This is a genomic window from Acinetobacter sp. YH12117 (genome assembly GCF_013418865.1).
Lineage (GTDB): Bacteria > Pseudomonadota > Gammaproteobacteria > Pseudomonadales > Moraxellaceae > Acinetobacter > Acinetobacter indicus.
In genome coordinates, this window is the sequence record NZ_VPBF01000025.1 from 16,575 (window position 1) to 31,458 (window position 14,884).

The following is a 14,884-nucleotide window of genomic DNA, read 5'->3' on the forward strand; positions in this document are numbered from 1 at the left end:
AGGATGAAGAAATCAAATATTTTAGCCTTGGGCAGTACCGCCTTGATGATGGCATTCAGTGGCTGTGGTGGTGAAAGTGCCAATGTCATTCCAGAGCCGAATATTGTGTCGGAAATTAATGGCAGTTGTGTTAGCGGGCAAAACTGTGTGGAGTTTGCCCTGGATTATCCGGTGGATGGCCTGAATTTCACCTGTAGCAGTGATCCAAGCAAAACCTATATTACCCTGATTGCGCCAACCACCAATGCCGCCACAGGTAAATGTAGTGCCGGTGATAAAGTCCATTTCTTTATTCAGGAAAAAACAGAAAAATCAATTAATCTGGGGACAGTAAGCCTAGCTGATATTGGTCTGGCCAATTCGGTCAGTGCCAGCTTGCCGCGTTTAACCCTGCTGGATATTGCCCGTGGCTTAACCGGACAGGCCGCAACCGAACTGACCCCATCGGATTCAACTGTTCAAGTGGCACAGGCAATTACACGTATTTTACAGGCTTTATCAATTGAAAGTTCCAAGAACCAGGAGCGGCCAACCATTGCCGGTGATGTGCAGCCACTTTATATTTCTGCGCTAAAAAAAGAACAGCTGGATGATATTTTGGGTTCGGTGACGCTGGAGGATTACCGTTCCGGTGCCTATGTCAGCAAGTTAAGTCCTTGGGTTGACTTGAGCACCGTCAGTGATGCGCAGGCCTTTGACGCGCTGAAAACCCTGGTTTATATGACCAACTCTGCCTCTTATCAGGCCAATTATCCGGTACTGGCTGTGGAGGGTTCGACCTTACCACAAGGTTTATATGGCTGTAATCAGGATGATTGCAAACAGAACTCGAATACCTTAAGACACCTGATTGGCCAGTTCCAGTTGATGACCGATCGCTCGGGTTATACTTTTGGTTATGGTATGCAGTGGCGCGGAACCATGTCGACCAGCAATGAAAACCCGTTATTGACCATTACGGCCGATTTCTTAAAACGTGTCCGCCCGGAACTGATGACCGCAGCGGCGCAAAATAACTGGATTAATCCACTGAATGAAACGATCCAGGGGCCTTATCGTTTTAGCATCAACAGTAACCGGACTGAAGATTTTACCGTGACCCAAGGGAAACTGTATAACGATTATATGATTGCCGGCACCGAAGGTATTTATAAAACCCTGACCAAGTTCCCGACAGGAAAACCGGAAGAATATGGCCGCTGGACCCAGACCATTGGTACGGATCAGTTCAAGGGCTCACTGGATATCTATAAATATTTCCAGGTGAACTTCCTGGATAACCGGATCTTTACTTCGGCGAAAAATGTGGCCTTGGGTGAGCGTTATATTTTCCCGTTATATGCCACCCTGAATTTCAATTTTGCCAATAATGCCGCGCCAGCAATGAAACTCGGGATTGTGCTGGATGAGCAGGGCAATATCCGTACCGATATTAGCCCAAATCCGACCGCAACCGATCTGTCGGGAAGCTGTGCAGTCGCTACAGATAGCAGTACGCCAGAGATTGTGGATAGTAATAATGTCACGCAATATCGTATTGGTGTGCTGGGAGCAACTGATCTGAGCAATCAGGCGATTACCCTGCGGATGATTCTGGCGAATCCGGTTTTTAATCAGCTGAATGGTGCGGTAATTGGCCTGAATACCCGGGTTGACAATACCCAGGGCGAGCAGGCCATGGTGGTGGGTGGTGCGCGACTGAATATGGGCAATCTGGTCAATCATACCTCGACCCGGATTAGCCTGAGTGACTTCTCCGGCAACAACACGGTGTCATGGAGTAACCTGTATACCTTGCAGCTCAAGACTTTTACCAATCAGGATAGCAACAATGCTACGGATGCCGATAAAGAACTGGCTAAACTCACCGGTGGAACCGTGAGCATCGAAGTGGCGGACTGTTATAACCCGGAACAGGTGCGTATCCAGTAACAGCAATATATTCATTAAAATACAAAAGCCCATCTACGGATGGGCTTTTTCTTGGCGGGGATATTTATTGTTAACCAGTATGATCCAAACGCGTACCCAAGGTTTCCAGATGAGTCGGGAAATGCTGGTTTTTGCGATCTTCAAAATAATGTCTTAAGGTGTGTTCCACGCTTGGGAAGGCCAGTTCTGCCCATGGAATTTCATCTTCGCTAAACAGGCGCGATTCAATGGTTTCTTCACCCGCCCCAAATTGACCTTCAATCAGCTGCGCTTTAAACAGCACATAAATCTGGCCAATCCGTGGAATGTTGTACATACAGTACAGCTGCTCAATTTCGATTTCCGCTTCTGCTTCTTCACGGGTTTCACGTGCCGCGCCTTGTTCCATGGTTTCAAACAGTTCCATATAACCGGCAGGTAGGGTCCAGAGTCCATAACGCGGTTCAATGGCACGGCGGCATAATAACACCTGATCTTCCCACAGCACCAAAGCACCGCAAATCACTTTCGGATTCACATAATGAATACTACCACAATGGCTGCAAACACGGCGTAACTGATGATCGCCTAAAGGAATTTTTTCCGTTGTTTTATGTCCACACGTTCCGCAAAAGTTCATATTCAGCATCAACGATAAAGTTGCTGATCAGCATAACTGAAAAAATGAACTTTGGCATCATTTCTATCCTTTTGCCCAGAATTTCAGCTATGATGAAAGTCAGGCAATCAGGATAATAAAAGATGGTAGAGCATTCATTGACACAGGAATTGCAACAGCGCTTACGCTTCTCGCGAAGTATGCGTGAGGCGCATGCGGCCGTGTTGATTGCCATTACCGATGAAGCTCAGCCGAAAGTCCTGCTGACCCGCCGCTCGGCCTATTTAAACAGCCATGCCGGTGAGGTGTCTTTCCCGGGCGGCAAGCGCGATCCGCAGGATACCAGTAATATTGTGGTGGCACTGCGCGAAGCACAGGAAGAAACCGCGCTGAATCCTTTTGATGTGGAACTGATTGGCGATTTGCCAATGCAAAAATCGCGTAATGGCATGCTGGTCAAACCCATTGTCGGCCTGATTCCACCGGAGGTGCAGCTGTCAGCGCAACCGACCGAAATTGACCGTATTTTTTTCGCCTCTTTAAAAAATCTGATGGAAGCGCCGCCGGTGCCATATGAGGTGCGCTATGCCCATCAGTCCTTATATTTTCCCAGCATGCGCGTTGAAAATGAGATTGTCTGGGGATTAACTGCACGGATGCTGGTGGCTTTATTTCAGTATGGGCTGGATTATCAAAAAGAATGGCCATTTTTACTGAATTCACCGACGTTTCGATTTAAATCATCTAAATAGGGAATTTTAATGTTGTATAAATTTCAGGGCATTGCCCCAAAAGCATTACATCAACCATGGGATGGTTGGGTCGCCGAAACCGCAACGGTCATTGGTCAGGTCGAGCTGGGCCGGCAGGTGAGTATCTGGTTTGGCGCGGTGGTGCGTGGCGATAACAGCCTGATTCGTCTTGGAGATTTTAGTAATGTCCAGGAAAATGCGGTGCTGCATACCGATGCGGGTATTGAGATGCAGATTGGTAACTATGTCACTATCGGTCATCAGGCCATGTTGCATGGCTGTACCATCGGCGATAACAGCCTGATTGGTATTAACGCGGTGGTGCTGAATCATGCCGTGATTGGGAAAAACTGTATTATTGGCGCCAATGCGCTGATTCCGGAAGGCAAAGTCATCCCGGATAATTCGGTGGTGATGGGTTCTCCCGGCAAGATTGTAAAAACCCTGGATGAAGCAGGGGCAGCCCGCCTGAAACTGAGTGCCTTACATTATGCCGAGCACTTCAAGCATTTCCAGCAACTGGAAAAAGTCGAACTTTAAGATACCTAAAGGCCAGTTTGAAACTGGCTTTTTTTCTGTGTGAAAGCCGGTGAAGTTCTCGCCTAGTGTCTAGGAGTGGAGTATGATAGCGGCCAGTTTTTAAAATTTAATTTTAAGGTTGTGCATGAAGTTACTGGCATTGGAAACTGCCAATGAGCAGTGTTCCGTTTCGATTGTAAATGACACGCAGGAACTGTTTTTTCAGTTGGATGAGCGCGCCAAGGCACAAACCCAAACCATTCTCCCGATGATTGAGCAAGGTTTTGCTCAGACCGAAACGGCCACTGCCGATTTAACCGCAGTGGCCTTTAGCCGTGGCCCGGGCTCGTTCAGTGGCGTGCGGATTAATGCCGCGGTGGCACAGGCACTGGCCTGGTCACATGATCTTCCGGTCATTCCGGTATCGACCTTGCAGGCACTGGCACAAGCGGCTTATCGGCTAGCAGGTTTAAGCGCGGTAACAGCAGTGCTGGATGCGCGGATGAATGAAGTCTATATCGCCAGTTTCCAGTTAGATGCAGAAGGCATTATGCAGCCGGTGAGCGAAGAACAGTTATTGGGCTATAGTAATGCGGCGGCCGTAGCGCAGTACCCATTGGTAGGCTCAGGTTCAACCTTATTGCAACAAGAACAAACACAATACAAAGACTTAAGTGCAACGGCGCAAGATATTGCTACCATTGCACGCGTATTGGCCCAACGTGAAGCATGGGTCAGTGCGGAATACGCATTACCGGTGTATTTGCGGGATAATGCTTGGAAAAAAATTCCAGAACAAGGCAAATCATAACTAGGATTTTCTATGGATTTTTTACTGCTGCTGAAAGCGGCAATTATGGGAATTGTTGAAGGAATCACAGAATTCTTACCAATTTCCAGTACCGGCCATTTAATTTTGGCTTCAGAACTGATGAACTTCTGGACCAAAGAAAAAAGTGATGTTTTTGTAATTGCCATTCAAATGGGGGCAATTGCAGCAGTGATTTATGAATACTGGACCCGGCTTTGGGGCGCAGCCACCGGCATGTTCACCGGCGAAGAAACCGGACGCCGTCTGGGCTTTGGCCTGATTCTGGCCTCGCTGCCGATTATTCTGATTGGTTTGGCTTTCGGGCAAACCGTGAAAGCGATGTTGTTTAATGATATCGCCGTGGCCATTGGTCTGATTATTGGTGGTCTGATCATTATCTGGATTGAGAAGCATCCACCTCAAGTACGGGCACAGGAAGTTGAAGACCTGACCTATAAAGATGCAATCTGGATTGGTCTGATTCAGGTACTGTCTTTAATTCCGGGCACTTCACGTTCGGGTGCGACCATTATTGGGGCGATGTTCCTGGGCGTATCACGTAAAGCGGCGACAGAATTCTCGTTCTTTCTGGGAATTCCGGTGATTATTGGCGCAGGCTTGCTGGATTTATATCAAAGTTATGATGTCTTCCAGACCACGCAGGACTGGACCGTACTGAGCGTCGGGATTATTGTTTCCTTTATCTCCGCATTAATCTTAATTCGCGCGCTGGTGGCGTATGTGGCCAAACGCGACTTTATGATTTTTGCCTGGTATCGTATTGTGTCAGGCCTTCTGATTTTACTCTTTGCATATACAGGCTGGACCTTATGGTAAGCGAACTTCGCTGCTATACCGAACCCGCATTTTTTGAGAAAGCACAGCACTATCAGGCTGTGCTTTCTTCACGTGGGGTTACCCTTCAAATTGATGTCATCGACAAACTGAATGCACGTTTTTTAAGACTGCATCCAGACATGGCGCTGTGCGTTGATGCCGATGGCCTGTGGCTATGTGCGCTGGGCATGAAAATGCAGCCAGACTGGCAGGCTGAAATTCCGCGTTTAAAACGCGCGTCATTAAAGTCAGAAATGCTGGCCCGTGCCTGTAACCTGGCGGAAAAACCGCAGCTGATTGATGCAACTGCAGGTCTGGGCCATGACAGTTTGCTGATGGCGCATCTGGGTGCTGAGGTGACGCTGGTGGAACGGCATCCGATTCTGTTTAGTTTATTGGAAGATAGCTACCAGCGCGCCCTACAGGACCCGTTTTTAAGCAAGGTTGCCGCACGCATCCAGCTGGTTTTTTCCGATTCGGCTGATTACTTAAAAGCGCAGGCAGAAGCAGGGCAGGCTGTTGATGTGGTGTATCTGGACCCGATGTTTCCACAGCGTGACCAGAACCAGCAGGCGGTAAAAAAACAGGCGCAGGTCAAAAAGCAGATGCAGCTGCTGCATTTGTTATTGCCGGAACATGGCGAAATGGATTTGGGCGATGCCTTGCTACCGCTGGCGCAAAAAATCGCCAAACGTGTGGTGGTCAAGCGACCACGTCTGGCGGTGTATCTGGCCGGGCAAACACCGGATCATCAATGGACCGGAGATGCCTGCCGCTTCGATGCCTACTTCCAGCAGGACGCGACCAAAGTAAACAGGTAATCGCTTCAAAACTGGGCAAAGATTTGTTATATAGTTAAAAAAGAGCATTGATAATTATGACATCAGGCATAAACTAAGTCTGCACAAAGCGAGCCACTGCTAACGACAATCTTATGATCGACTTTAAACCCTCCATCAATTTTTGGCATGATTTTAAAAGCAACCAAACAGCGGGGATGTGGTTATTTTTTGGTTCGCGCCGATCTTTACAGATTGTCCGTCCTTCCATTCTGCAACTGATTTTCTGGGGCATTTTAGGTGGTCTGGCCAATACTTTATTTAGCTGGCTCAGCGCCGGTGAAACCGGTGATTTTAACCCGCAAGGTCTGGTCAGTTATGCCTTGTGGCCGTTTATTGCCTTAATTGTCGGGATTTTCCTGTCCCAGCGCGTTAATAATCCACGCCTCATGCTGGTACCGGCTTTACTGTGGCTGGTGTTAGACACCCACATCGCCTTATTGCAAAGCCTGATCCAATATCTGGGCATGATTGATGTGTTGCCTTATGTGTTCTATGACTATCTGCCACTGATTTTCATGGTGCTGTTTGTCTGGCAGAGTCTGGCGGTGGTCTGGGTATTTTCCCGTGAGCTGAAATGGCCGTGGTGGGAACGTGCGCTGATTGTTCTGGCCACGCTGTTTACCCTAGTGGTGTGGCAGATGTCGGTCAAGAGCCAGCCAATCTGGAAAGTGGAAGAGGTCCCGCCGACGTTTAGTGAAGAAGCCTTTTATGCACAAAGCAAGGTACTGAATCAGGCGCTGGAGAAGATTCAGTATGGTGAATTTGCGCAATCACACTGGTATTTTCTGGGGGTGGCCGGAGCCAGTTATCAGGATGTGTTTATGTCCGAAGTCGAGCGGATTCGGGAACAGTTCGATACCCGCTTTGGCACTTTTGGCCGCTCGATGATTCTGGTCAATAACCCGATGACGCGCAATGTCACCCCGATTGCCTCACGCACCAGTATGGAACTGGCGCTACGCCGTATAGGTAAGCAGATGAATCCGGAAAGCGATGTGCTGTTTTTATACATGACTTCACATGGCTTGCCGAACCAGTTTGAAATGGAAAATGCCCCGCTGGAACTGCAACAGGTTGATCCAAAATGGCTGCGCGATGCGCTGGATAAATCCGGTATCCGCTGGCGCGTAATTGTGATCTCGGCCTGTTATTCGGGCAGTTTTGTTTCGGCCCTGCAAAATGACAATACTTTGGTAATTACCGCATCGGCCGCAGATCGCGCTTCATTCGGCTGTTCCAACGAAGCCGATTATACCTATTTTGGCCGGGCTTTCTTTGATCAGGCCATGCGTGAAAATAACAGCTTTGCCGAGGCTTTTGCACAGGCCAAGCTGACCGTGGCAAAATGGGAGCAGGCACAAGGTTTTGAACCATCTGAACCGCAATGGTCGATGGGCAAGAACATGCAGCTGATGTTGCCGCAACTGGAGCAGCGTTTATTCCCACAAGCCGTGGTCGCGCAGCCAAATGAAATGCCTTTAACTTTAGACAGCCCTTAAAACAGGATAAGACGATGGAATTAATACAGAACAATCGATGCTTTGATGGCGAACAGCGAATTTACCGTTTTAATTCCAGCAGCTTAAACGGGGAAAGCCGTTTTGGTATTTTTCTGCCGGCACAAGCCTTGGCCGGTCAGGACTGTCCGGCGCTTTTTTACCTGGCGGGTTTAACCTGTACCGAAGAAACTTTTGCAATTAAAGCGCATGCCCAGCGTCTGGCGGCACAGTTGGGCTTTATCCTGATTAGCCCGGACACTTCACCTCGCGGTGAGCAGGTGGCGCAGGGCGATCACTGGGATATCGGGCAGGGTGCAGGTTTTTATATTAATGCAACCCAGGCACCCTGGGCAGCGCATTACCAGATGGAACAGTTTGTTGCAGAAGAGCTGTATAAGCTGGTGTGTGAACAGTTTGCGGTGCAAACCGACAGCATTGGTATTTTTGGCCACAGTATGGGCGGCCATGGTGCGTTAACGCTAGCTTTTAAATATCCGGAAAAATTTAAATCAGTTTCTGCCTTTGCGCCGATTTGTGCGCCAAGCCAATGCCCGTGGGGCGAGAAAGCCTTTAGTGCCTATTTAGGTGAGGATCGTCAAGGCTGGCAAGCACATGATGCCACCGCACTGGTCCAGCAAAAAGGCAAGCAATTTGCCGATATTTTAATTGATCAGGGCTTGCAGGATCAGTTCTATAGCCAGTTGAATCCGGCGCTGTTCCAGGCCGCTTGTGCGCAGGCCGGACAGCCGCTGAGCTTACGTGAACATGCCGGCTATGATCATGGTTATTACTTTATTCAAAGTTTTATCGATGATCATCTGCAATTTCATGCAGTCCAATTACAATCCTAATATAATCCATCACGCAGAACACCGCTTTTGACCTGTTGCAGGGTGAAGGCGGTCTGTGATTTTTTGTTTTTTAATTTTTAACCGTGTCTTTATTTTAAAAAATAATTATAAGGCCTGATATGCAAAACCAAGATATACATCCGACTTTTACCGCAGAGGAACAGACCCAGCTGCCGCCAGCGCTTGTCGTTGATTCACCTGAACCGCAGCTGCTTGGACAGCGCCACCCTTTTCATTTTTATGGCACTGCCATGGAATATTTCGGCATCTGGATTGTCAATATTCTATTGATTATTGTCACGCTGGGACTGTATGCGCCGTGGGCCAAAGTACGCCGCTTGCGCTATTTTTATGGCAATACCGAATTTATCCAGCGCCGTTTTGACTTTACCGGTGTGCCGAGCAAGATTTTAATCGGGCGGCTGATTGCGATTGGCCTCTATCTGGCCATTTCGCTGTTATCCAACTACTCGGTGCGTGCTACCCTGATTGGGGTGCTGATTCTGTATCTGGCGGTACCCTGGCTGATTCGGGCTACCATCCGCTTTAATGCACGTAACAGTAAATTTGGTAACAGCCGCTTTTTCTTTTCTGGCACCAGCAAAAAAGCCTATATCGAATTTTTGAAAGGGATTCTGGTGTATATCTTGACCCTGGGCATATTTTTCCCGGTGCTGATCTGGCTGTATAAGCGTTATTGCCTCGATCATCTTTATGCGGGACAGCTACAGTTTAAATTACAGGCCGACTGGCCGGCCTATATGCGCGCCATGTATGTGCCGCTGTTTCTGTTTATCGGCATGTTGGGAGCGGCAGCACTAGTACTGGCCTTGCTGGCCGATTTTTCCAGTCTGAGTGCGGTGCAGTATGTCTGGATTTTTATGGGCATCTATTTGCTGGCGGCTTTATTCATCTGGCCATTAATGCTGGCGCGGATTTTTATGACCAGCTGGAACAATACCACCATCAGTCGTAGCCAGTTTCAGACCAGTTGCAACCAGTGGCGCTATGCCTGGATTGTGCTCAGCAACTGGATGGTGAAAATTTTAACCCTCGGCCTTATGACGCCGTGGGCGGCAATCCGTTTATATCGCTATCAGGTGGAGTCTTTAAGCCTGCATTTAAACAATGATCCGGACCTGCTGATGAACCAGTTACAGGGTGATCCAAGCGCGATTGCGGAAGAAATTAGCGATATCTTTGATATTGATGTGTCTTTATAAGGAAAGCACTGATGCAACAGATGACGGTTGAAGCCGTGTTTTATGATGGTCAGAGTGCCAAGCCTTATACTGCTCAGGTGTTGGCAGCCGATGCAGACAGTATCTGGGTTCAGTATGGTGAAAACTTTGCCTTGCAGCGCCGTTATCGTTATCAGGACATGCTGCTGATAGGCGCATTGGGCCGTATCCAGCCGGTAATTGAACTCCAGGATGATGCACGTCTGGAGTTTCAGCAGCCTTTACCGGACTGGTTTCAGCTGCAGCAAAAGAATATTTATCAGTCGATCTGGAAGCTGGAGCGTACCCCCAGCCTGATTCTGTTTAGCACCATTTTTATTGTGGCGCTGGCCTTTGCCACGGTGAAGTGGGGCATTCCGTGGGCCTCGCATGTGGTGGCCAATCAGTTACCGGAAACCACCCTGAACAGTGTCGGCAATGAAGCAGAACACTATGTGCTGGAGATGACGGGTCCAAGCCGTTTAAGTGCGGCGCGCCAGCAGGCAATTTTACAGCAGTATCAGGCATTGGTGGCAGAAGACCGGCCGGCGAAACTGCTGTTTCGAGAAGGGAATCGGTTGGGTGCCAATGCGGTGGCGATTCCCAACAATACTATTATTCTGACCGATGAACTGGTTGAGCTGGCACAGGATGACCGGGAAATTCTGGGGGTGCTGGCACATGAGCAGGGTCATCTGGTCGAGCGGCATAGTCTGCAACAGGCGCTGGCCAGTTTAGGTTTTGGGGTCATCCTGATTGCGATTACCGGTGATGGCTCCGATTTAATGACCAGCCTGCCTCTGGCTTTGGTGGGTGCCAGTTATTCGCGTAATTTTGAAGCCGAAGCCGATCATTATGCCTTAACCACCATGCAGCACAAGCAGGTGCCAACCATCCATTATGCCAACCTGTTACAACGGCTGGCAGATGAAAGCGGCGAAAGCGAGCAGGGTAAGTCGGTCTGGGATTTTCTGCAAAGCCATCCGGCCACGCAGGAGCGTATTGAAGCAGTCAAGGCCTTTGAAGCCAAGCAATCTGCCGAAGTAAAATGAGCAGATCTAAGTAGGTTTAATCGGCCTGCTGCCAGTCAGCACTTAACTGTTCCTGTCCCATGCGTTGCAGATGATCCAGCACCACCTGTTCCAGCCGGTTCAGGTCGGTGTGTTCATCTAAAGCAATAATTTCGGTATAGAGCGCATCAGATTGTGGCTGTAACACAATGGTCGCGCTTGGCATCAAAATACGCAGTTCCTGTGCTGTTTCCTGTACTTCAAATTTGTGTTTCCAGTGGTTACCCAGGCGTTTGGCCAGACGGGCCGCTTGTGTGGTGGCAATATGACTATAACGTTTCATGAAAAATCCTGTTCAGTAAGCCTTAAGCCTAAGAGAAAAGAGCGCCCAGACAAAGCCGCGTGTTGCAACACAGCGTTGTAGATTTGCAATCTTGCCGCAGGTGGCCATCTGCCGCCCCAGAGCCGGGGACAATTTGTTATAATGGCGCAGTCACTCAAATACTTAGCCAGGGTCTCCCATGTCCAAGCCATATTTAATTGCGCCTTCTATTCTTTCTGCAGACTTTGCCCGTTTAGGGGAAGAGGTAGAAAAAGTGCTTGAAGCCGGTGCTGATGTTGTCCACTTTGATGTCATGGACAATCACTATGTACCCAACCTCACCTTTGGTGCAGGCGTATGTAAGGCCCTGAAAAATTATGGGATTCAGGCGCCAATTGATGTGCATTTAATGGTCTCTCCGGTGGATCGCATGATTGGCGACTTCTTGGAAGCCGGTGCCGATATTATTACCTTCCACCCGGAAGCTTCGGACCATATTGACCGTTCGCTGCAACTGATCAAATCGGGCGGTGCCAAGGCGGGTCTAGTTTTTAACCCGGCAACGCCGCTGCATTATCTGGATTATGTGCTGGATAAAGTCGACCAGATTTTATTGATGAGTGTGAACCCGGGCTTTGGTGGCCAGAAATTTATTCCTATGACCCTGGAAAAATTACGTCAGGCGCGTCAGATCATTGATGCCTCAGGCCGTGATATTCGCCTTGAGGTTGATGGTGGTGTTGGCCCGGCCAATATCCGTGAAATTGCCGAAGCCGGTGCCGATATGTTTGTGGCTGGTTCAGCGATTTTTGGCAAACCGGATTATAAAGCTGTGATTGATGAGATGCGTGCCGAGCTGGCCAAAGTCGGTGCAGTGAATACCTAATAAAACTGGATAAGTTATCTGCATCCTGTGGATAACTTTGTGATTAACTCTATGGATATCTATGTTGATAACAGTATGGATAACCGGATTAATTTATAAACAGTTGTGCATCAATCGTTTGCCAATTAGACATAAAATGTATAAAAAGTACTCAAATGAGTCCTTTTTATTTGAGCAAAAGCCCTAAAATTCCTGCCTTTTTATTCAGCTCTGCTTAAGAGTTATACTGCACAATAAATAACTTTATTATTTTATTGATATGCAAAACAATCTTCCCGGCAGCAGCAATTTAAAATTTAAAGTATTGTGTATAACTGTGAATTTCTCTATGCTGGTTTGCACAGGCGTTCAGCTGTTTTAAGCAGCTTCAACGCTGGGGTTTGGTCTTATGGGGGGAGGAAATCCTGTTGCATACACAGTGCAGACAACCGGTGTGGTTCAGCTATCTGATGGCATTTGTCATGGGATGGAGCAGTCTTGTGCTAGCGGTTGTACAACCAGCGCATGCGGCCATGCAACTGTCTAACTCTGCCGCGATCACCAGTGCGAAATCATCCCTTTCATCACCTACACCTTGTCATGCTGAAAAGGCAGATTCTCCTGTAGAACAACATCACCCAAGCCATCATAGCACCAGTCCATCTGCACAGTTACCCGACTGCGAGCAGGTACATCATCCAGAGCAGCATTTAAACTGTCAGGATTGTCCACCCCTACATTGCCAGCCGGGTCTGAGCTATCTCAAGATTGCGCTCCCTGTGCTGGAACAGGCAAGCCCGACCTTTGAGTCTGAGCCGCACTTTCATCTCTATCATGCCCAGCATTTACCCGGCTACTGGCAGGAAATCCTGCGTCCACCGAAAACCTTATCCTGACTTTAAAAACTTTTCTTTTTTTATTGTTTTAAGGATAAATCATGTCAATTCAATTGCGTCAGGCCATCGTGCTTGGCTTATGTCTGTGCGCATCGTCCTGGGCGATGGCCGCAGTCCGGGAATATCATCTGTATATTGATGAGCAGCCGGTCAAGCTGACCGGAAAAACTGTCAAAAAAATAAGTGTGAATGGCCAATTCACAGCCCCCTTGCTTGAATTTGAGGAAGGTGATGAAGCGGTGATTCATGTGCATAACCAGCTTCAAAATCGCGATTCTTCCATTCACTGGCATGGTCTGTTATTGCCGGGTGTAATGGATGGCGTGCCGGGCTTTAACGGCTTTCAGGGCATTGCGCCGAAGGGACATTTTACTTATCGCTTTCAGCTACGGCAGCAGGGCACCTACTGGTATCACGCGCATTCCAAAGGTCAGGAACAGGATGGGCTGTATGGCCCGCTAGTCATTTACCCCAAAGGCAAACAGCCTGTGGCTGCGCATGAGCAGGCCGAGCGGGATTATGTGGTGATGCTGTCCGATTTTCACGCATCTTCCAGCGACACGATTTTAAATAATCTGAAAAAGTCGGCCGAGTATTATCAGAACCAGCGTGAAACCCTGGCCGATGTGTTGCAGCAGGTGAAACAGCAGGGCCTGAAACAGACCTGGCAGCAACGTTCCATGTGGAACCAGATGCGTATGCTTAGAACCGATTTGTCGGATGTCACCGGTTATCAGTTTTTAATCAATGGCAAAACACCGGAACAGGCCTGGACCGGGCTGTTCCGACCGAATGAAAAAGTGCGTTTACGTTTTATTAATGCCTCGGCCATGTCGTTTTTTGATGTACGCATTCCGCAGCTCAAAATGACCGTCATCAGCGCTGATGGCCAGCCGGTCCAGCCGGTGCCTGTAGATGAGTTCCGAATCGGGACGGCTGAAACCTATGATGTACTGGTGGAACCAAAAGCCGGCCATTACCAGATTGAAGCAGAATCAATTGACCGTTCAGGCTTTGCCATTGGTAGTTTATTGCAACAGGGCATGCAACCACCGCCACTGCACATGCCAACCGCACGACCACGTGCGGTATTGACCATGGAAGATATGGGACATGCTGCTCATGGTGCAGAAAGTACTGCGCCACATGCGGTACATAGTGCGTCATCCACATCTTCGACCCTGCAGCATCCATCGATGACGCATGCTGCCATTAAAGAGACTGAATTTTTAACGGTAGCCGAAGATCATCCTGCAGTGCATTCATCGCATGCAACGCAGGCGCAGTCAAAATCTTCGGCCAGTTCGGTCCCTCAAGGTTGGGCCAATGCCTCAACACCCGCCGGACATAAAGCACTTCGCTATGCGGACTTAAAAGCCTTAAAGCCGCAGCCGGATACGCGCGCGCCGGTGCAAGAGCTGGTGATTCGTTTGGGCGGCACGATGGAACGTTATATCTGGACCATCAATGGCAAGAAATTTAGCGAGGCTGAACCGTTGCAGGTGGCCTATGGCGAACGGATTCGGCTGAAATTTATCAATGACAGCATGATGGCGCATCCGATGCATTTGCATGGCATGTTTATGCAGCTGGAAAATGGCCAGGCCGCTGCCGACCTGCCAAATAAACATACCCTGATTGTACCGCCTGGAAAAACCGTGAGCGCGTTATTGACCGCCGATGAGCTGGGGGAATGGGCAATCCATTGTCATCTGCTGTATCACATGAGTTCGGGCATGATGAATAAGTTAGTGGTGGCACAGGTGATGCCAGAGCAGACGGCTTCATTACCCGCAGCTCCATCTGCGCTGCCAGCTGCTGTTCAGTCTTCGGGAGATGCACATGCACATCACTAATTTTGCCCGTTTCAATTTGTTGGGAGCCATGCTGTTTGCGACACCGATGTTATCGGCGCAGACACAGCACCCAT

The 14,884-nt window shown here is 48.8% G+C and carries 15 protein-coding genes; 13 read left to right on the plus strand and 2 right to left on the minus strand.

Annotated elements, in window-relative coordinates:
- The first annotated feature begins 3 nt into the window (after window positions 1-3).
- Window positions 4-1,932, plus strand: a complete 1,929-nt coding sequence (locus FTU55_RS09755; protein ID WP_180046940.1) for a flagellar protein FilF — start codon at window positions 4-6, stop codon at window positions 1,930-1,932.
- Window positions 1,933-2,002: 70 nt separating this feature from the next.
- Here FTU55_RS09755 and FTU55_RS09760 read toward each other — a convergent pair whose 3' ends face one another.
- Window positions 2,003-2,551 (minus strand): NUDIX hydrolase, encoded by a 549-nt coding sequence (locus FTU55_RS09760; protein ID WP_104470910.1) that lies wholly within the window; start codon window positions 2,549-2,551, stop codon window positions 2,003-2,005.
- 122 nt (window positions 2,552-2,673) lie between these two features.
- Here FTU55_RS09760 and FTU55_RS09765 point away from each other — a divergent pair, with 122 nt between their 5' ends.
- The 9 genes from FTU55_RS09765 (at window position 2,674) to FTU55_RS09805 (ending at window position 10,913) form a co-directional block, all read left to right on the plus strand.
- Entirely contained in the window at window positions 2,674-3,282 is a 609-nt protein-coding gene (locus tag FTU55_RS09765) for a CoA pyrophosphatase (protein WP_005179902.1), read from the plus strand.
- A gap of 12 nt (window positions 3,283-3,294) precedes the next feature.
- Window positions 3,295-3,822 carry a gamma carbonic anhydrase family protein gene (locus FTU55_RS09770; RefSeq protein ID WP_163143421.1) on the plus strand — a complete coding sequence of 176 codons (528 nt, stop codon included), beginning with the start codon at window positions 3,295-3,297 and terminating at the stop codon, window positions 3,820-3,822.
- 124 nt (window positions 3,823-3,946) lie between these two features.
- Window positions 3,947-4,612, plus strand: a complete 666-nt coding sequence (tsaB, locus tag FTU55_RS09775) for a tRNA (adenosine(37)-N6)-threonylcarbamoyltransferase complex dimerization subunit type 1 TsaB (RefSeq protein ID WP_127801888.1) — start codon at window positions 3,947-3,949, stop codon at window positions 4,610-4,612.
- A gap of 12 nt (window positions 4,613-4,624) precedes the next feature.
- Window positions 4,625-5,449 carry an undecaprenyl-diphosphate phosphatase gene (locus tag FTU55_RS09780; protein ID WP_163141281.1) on the plus strand — a complete coding sequence of 275 codons (825 nt, stop codon included), beginning with the start codon at window positions 4,625-4,627 and terminating at the stop codon, window positions 5,447-5,449.
- A complete protein-coding gene (locus FTU55_RS09785; RefSeq protein WP_180046941.1) occupies window positions 5,443-6,270 on the plus strand; it encodes a class I SAM-dependent methyltransferase in 828 nt (275 codons plus the stop codon). Before FTU55_RS09780 ends, FTU55_RS09785 begins: the two co-directional genes overlap by 7 nt.
- Window positions 6,271-6,383: 113 nt before the next feature.
- Window positions 6,384-7,790: a C13 family peptidase gene (locus tag FTU55_RS09790; protein WP_180006995.1), complete on the plus strand. Its 1,407-nt coding sequence runs from the start codon at window positions 6,384-6,386 to the stop codon at window positions 7,788-7,790.
- Window positions 7,791-7,804: 14 nt separating this feature from the next.
- Entirely contained in the window at window positions 7,805-8,641 is an 837-nt protein-coding gene (gene fghA / locus FTU55_RS09795) for an S-formylglutathione hydrolase (RefSeq protein ID WP_005179891.1), read from the plus strand.
- A 119-nt stretch (window positions 8,642-8,760) separates the two neighbouring features.
- Window positions 8,761-9,864, plus strand: coding sequence for a YjgN family protein (locus FTU55_RS09800; protein WP_180046943.1), 1,104 nt, complete (start codon window positions 8,761-8,763; stop codon window positions 9,862-9,864).
- Window positions 9,865-9,875: 11 nt separating this feature from the next.
- The gene (locus tag FTU55_RS09805; protein WP_104503993.1) at window positions 9,876-10,913 is read left to right on the plus strand and encodes a M48 family metallopeptidase; all 1,038 of its coding nucleotides are present in this window, start codon (window positions 9,876-9,878) and stop codon (window positions 10,911-10,913) included.
- Window positions 10,914-10,929: 16 nt separating this feature from the next.
- Here the strand turns inward: FTU55_RS09805 and FTU55_RS09810 are convergent, their stop codons facing one another.
- Window positions 10,930-11,214 (minus strand): DUF2218 domain-containing protein, encoded by a 285-nt coding sequence (locus FTU55_RS09810; protein WP_104472524.1) that lies wholly within the window; start codon window positions 11,212-11,214, stop codon window positions 10,930-10,932.
- A 178-nt stretch (window positions 11,215-11,392) separates the two neighbouring features.
- Here FTU55_RS09810 and rpe point away from each other — a divergent pair, with 178 nt between their 5' ends.
- The 3 genes from rpe to FTU55_RS09825 all read left to right on the plus strand — a co-directional run bounded on the left by rpe (window position 11,393) and on the right by FTU55_RS09825 (window position 14,810).
- Window positions 11,393-12,079 (plus strand): ribulose-phosphate 3-epimerase, encoded by a 687-nt coding sequence (gene rpe / locus FTU55_RS09815; RefSeq protein WP_075175405.1) that lies wholly within the window; start codon window positions 11,393-11,395, stop codon window positions 12,077-12,079.
- 479 nt (window positions 12,080-12,558) lie between these two features.
- Window positions 12,559-12,954 carry a hypothetical protein gene (locus FTU55_RS09820; protein WP_160241790.1) on the plus strand — a complete coding sequence of 132 codons (396 nt, stop codon included), beginning with the start codon at window positions 12,559-12,561 and terminating at the stop codon, window positions 12,952-12,954.
- Between the two features lie 41 nt (window positions 12,955-12,995).
- Window positions 12,996-14,810, plus strand: coding sequence for a copper resistance system multicopper oxidase (locus FTU55_RS09825; RefSeq protein WP_180046945.1), 1,815 nt, complete (start codon window positions 12,996-12,998; stop codon window positions 14,808-14,810).
- Window positions 14,811-14,884 lie beyond the last annotated feature (74 nt).

Bases quoted from the DNA above. Each gene is read 5' to 3' on its own strand.
- FTU55_RS09755 (WP_180046940.1), top strand. From the start codon at position 4: ATGAAGAAATCAAATATTTTAGCCTTGGGCAGTACCGCCTTGATGATG.
- FTU55_RS09760 (WP_104470910.1), bottom strand. From the start codon at position 2,551: ATGAACTTTTGCGGAACGTGTGGACATAAAACAACGGAAAAAATTCCT.
- FTU55_RS09765 (WP_005179902.1), top strand. From the start codon at position 2,674: ATGGTAGAGCATTCATTGACACAGGAATTGCAACAGCGCTTACGCTTC.
- tsaB (WP_127801888.1), top strand. From the start codon at position 3,947: ATGAAGTTACTGGCATTGGAAACTGCCAATGAGCAGTGTTCCGTTTCG.
- FTU55_RS09780 (WP_163141281.1), top strand. From the start codon at position 4,625: ATGGATTTTTTACTGCTGCTGAAAGCGGCAATTATGGGAATTGTTGAA.
- FTU55_RS09785 (WP_180046941.1), top strand. From the start codon at position 5,443: ATGGTAAGCGAACTTCGCTGCTATACCGAACCCGCATTTTTTGAGAAA.
- FTU55_RS09790 (WP_180006995.1), top strand. From the start codon at position 6,384: ATGATCGACTTTAAACCCTCCATCAATTTTTGGCATGATTTTAAAAGC.
- fghA (WP_005179891.1), top strand. From the start codon at position 7,805: ATGGAATTAATACAGAACAATCGATGCTTTGATGGCGAACAGCGAATT.
- FTU55_RS09800 (WP_180046943.1), top strand. From the start codon at position 8,761: ATGCAAAACCAAGATATACATCCGACTTTTACCGCAGAGGAACAGACC.
- FTU55_RS09805 (WP_104503993.1), top strand. From the start codon at position 9,876: ATGCAACAGATGACGGTTGAAGCCGTGTTTTATGATGGTCAGAGTGCC.
- FTU55_RS09810 (WP_104472524.1), bottom strand. From the start codon at position 11,214: ATGAAACGTTATAGTCATATTGCCACCACACAAGCGGCCCGTCTGGCC.
- rpe (WP_075175405.1), top strand. From the start codon at position 11,393: ATGTCCAAGCCATATTTAATTGCGCCTTCTATTCTTTCTGCAGACTTT.
- FTU55_RS09825 (WP_180046945.1), top strand. From the start codon at position 12,996: ATGTCAATTCAATTGCGTCAGGCCATCGTGCTTGGCTTATGTCTGTGC.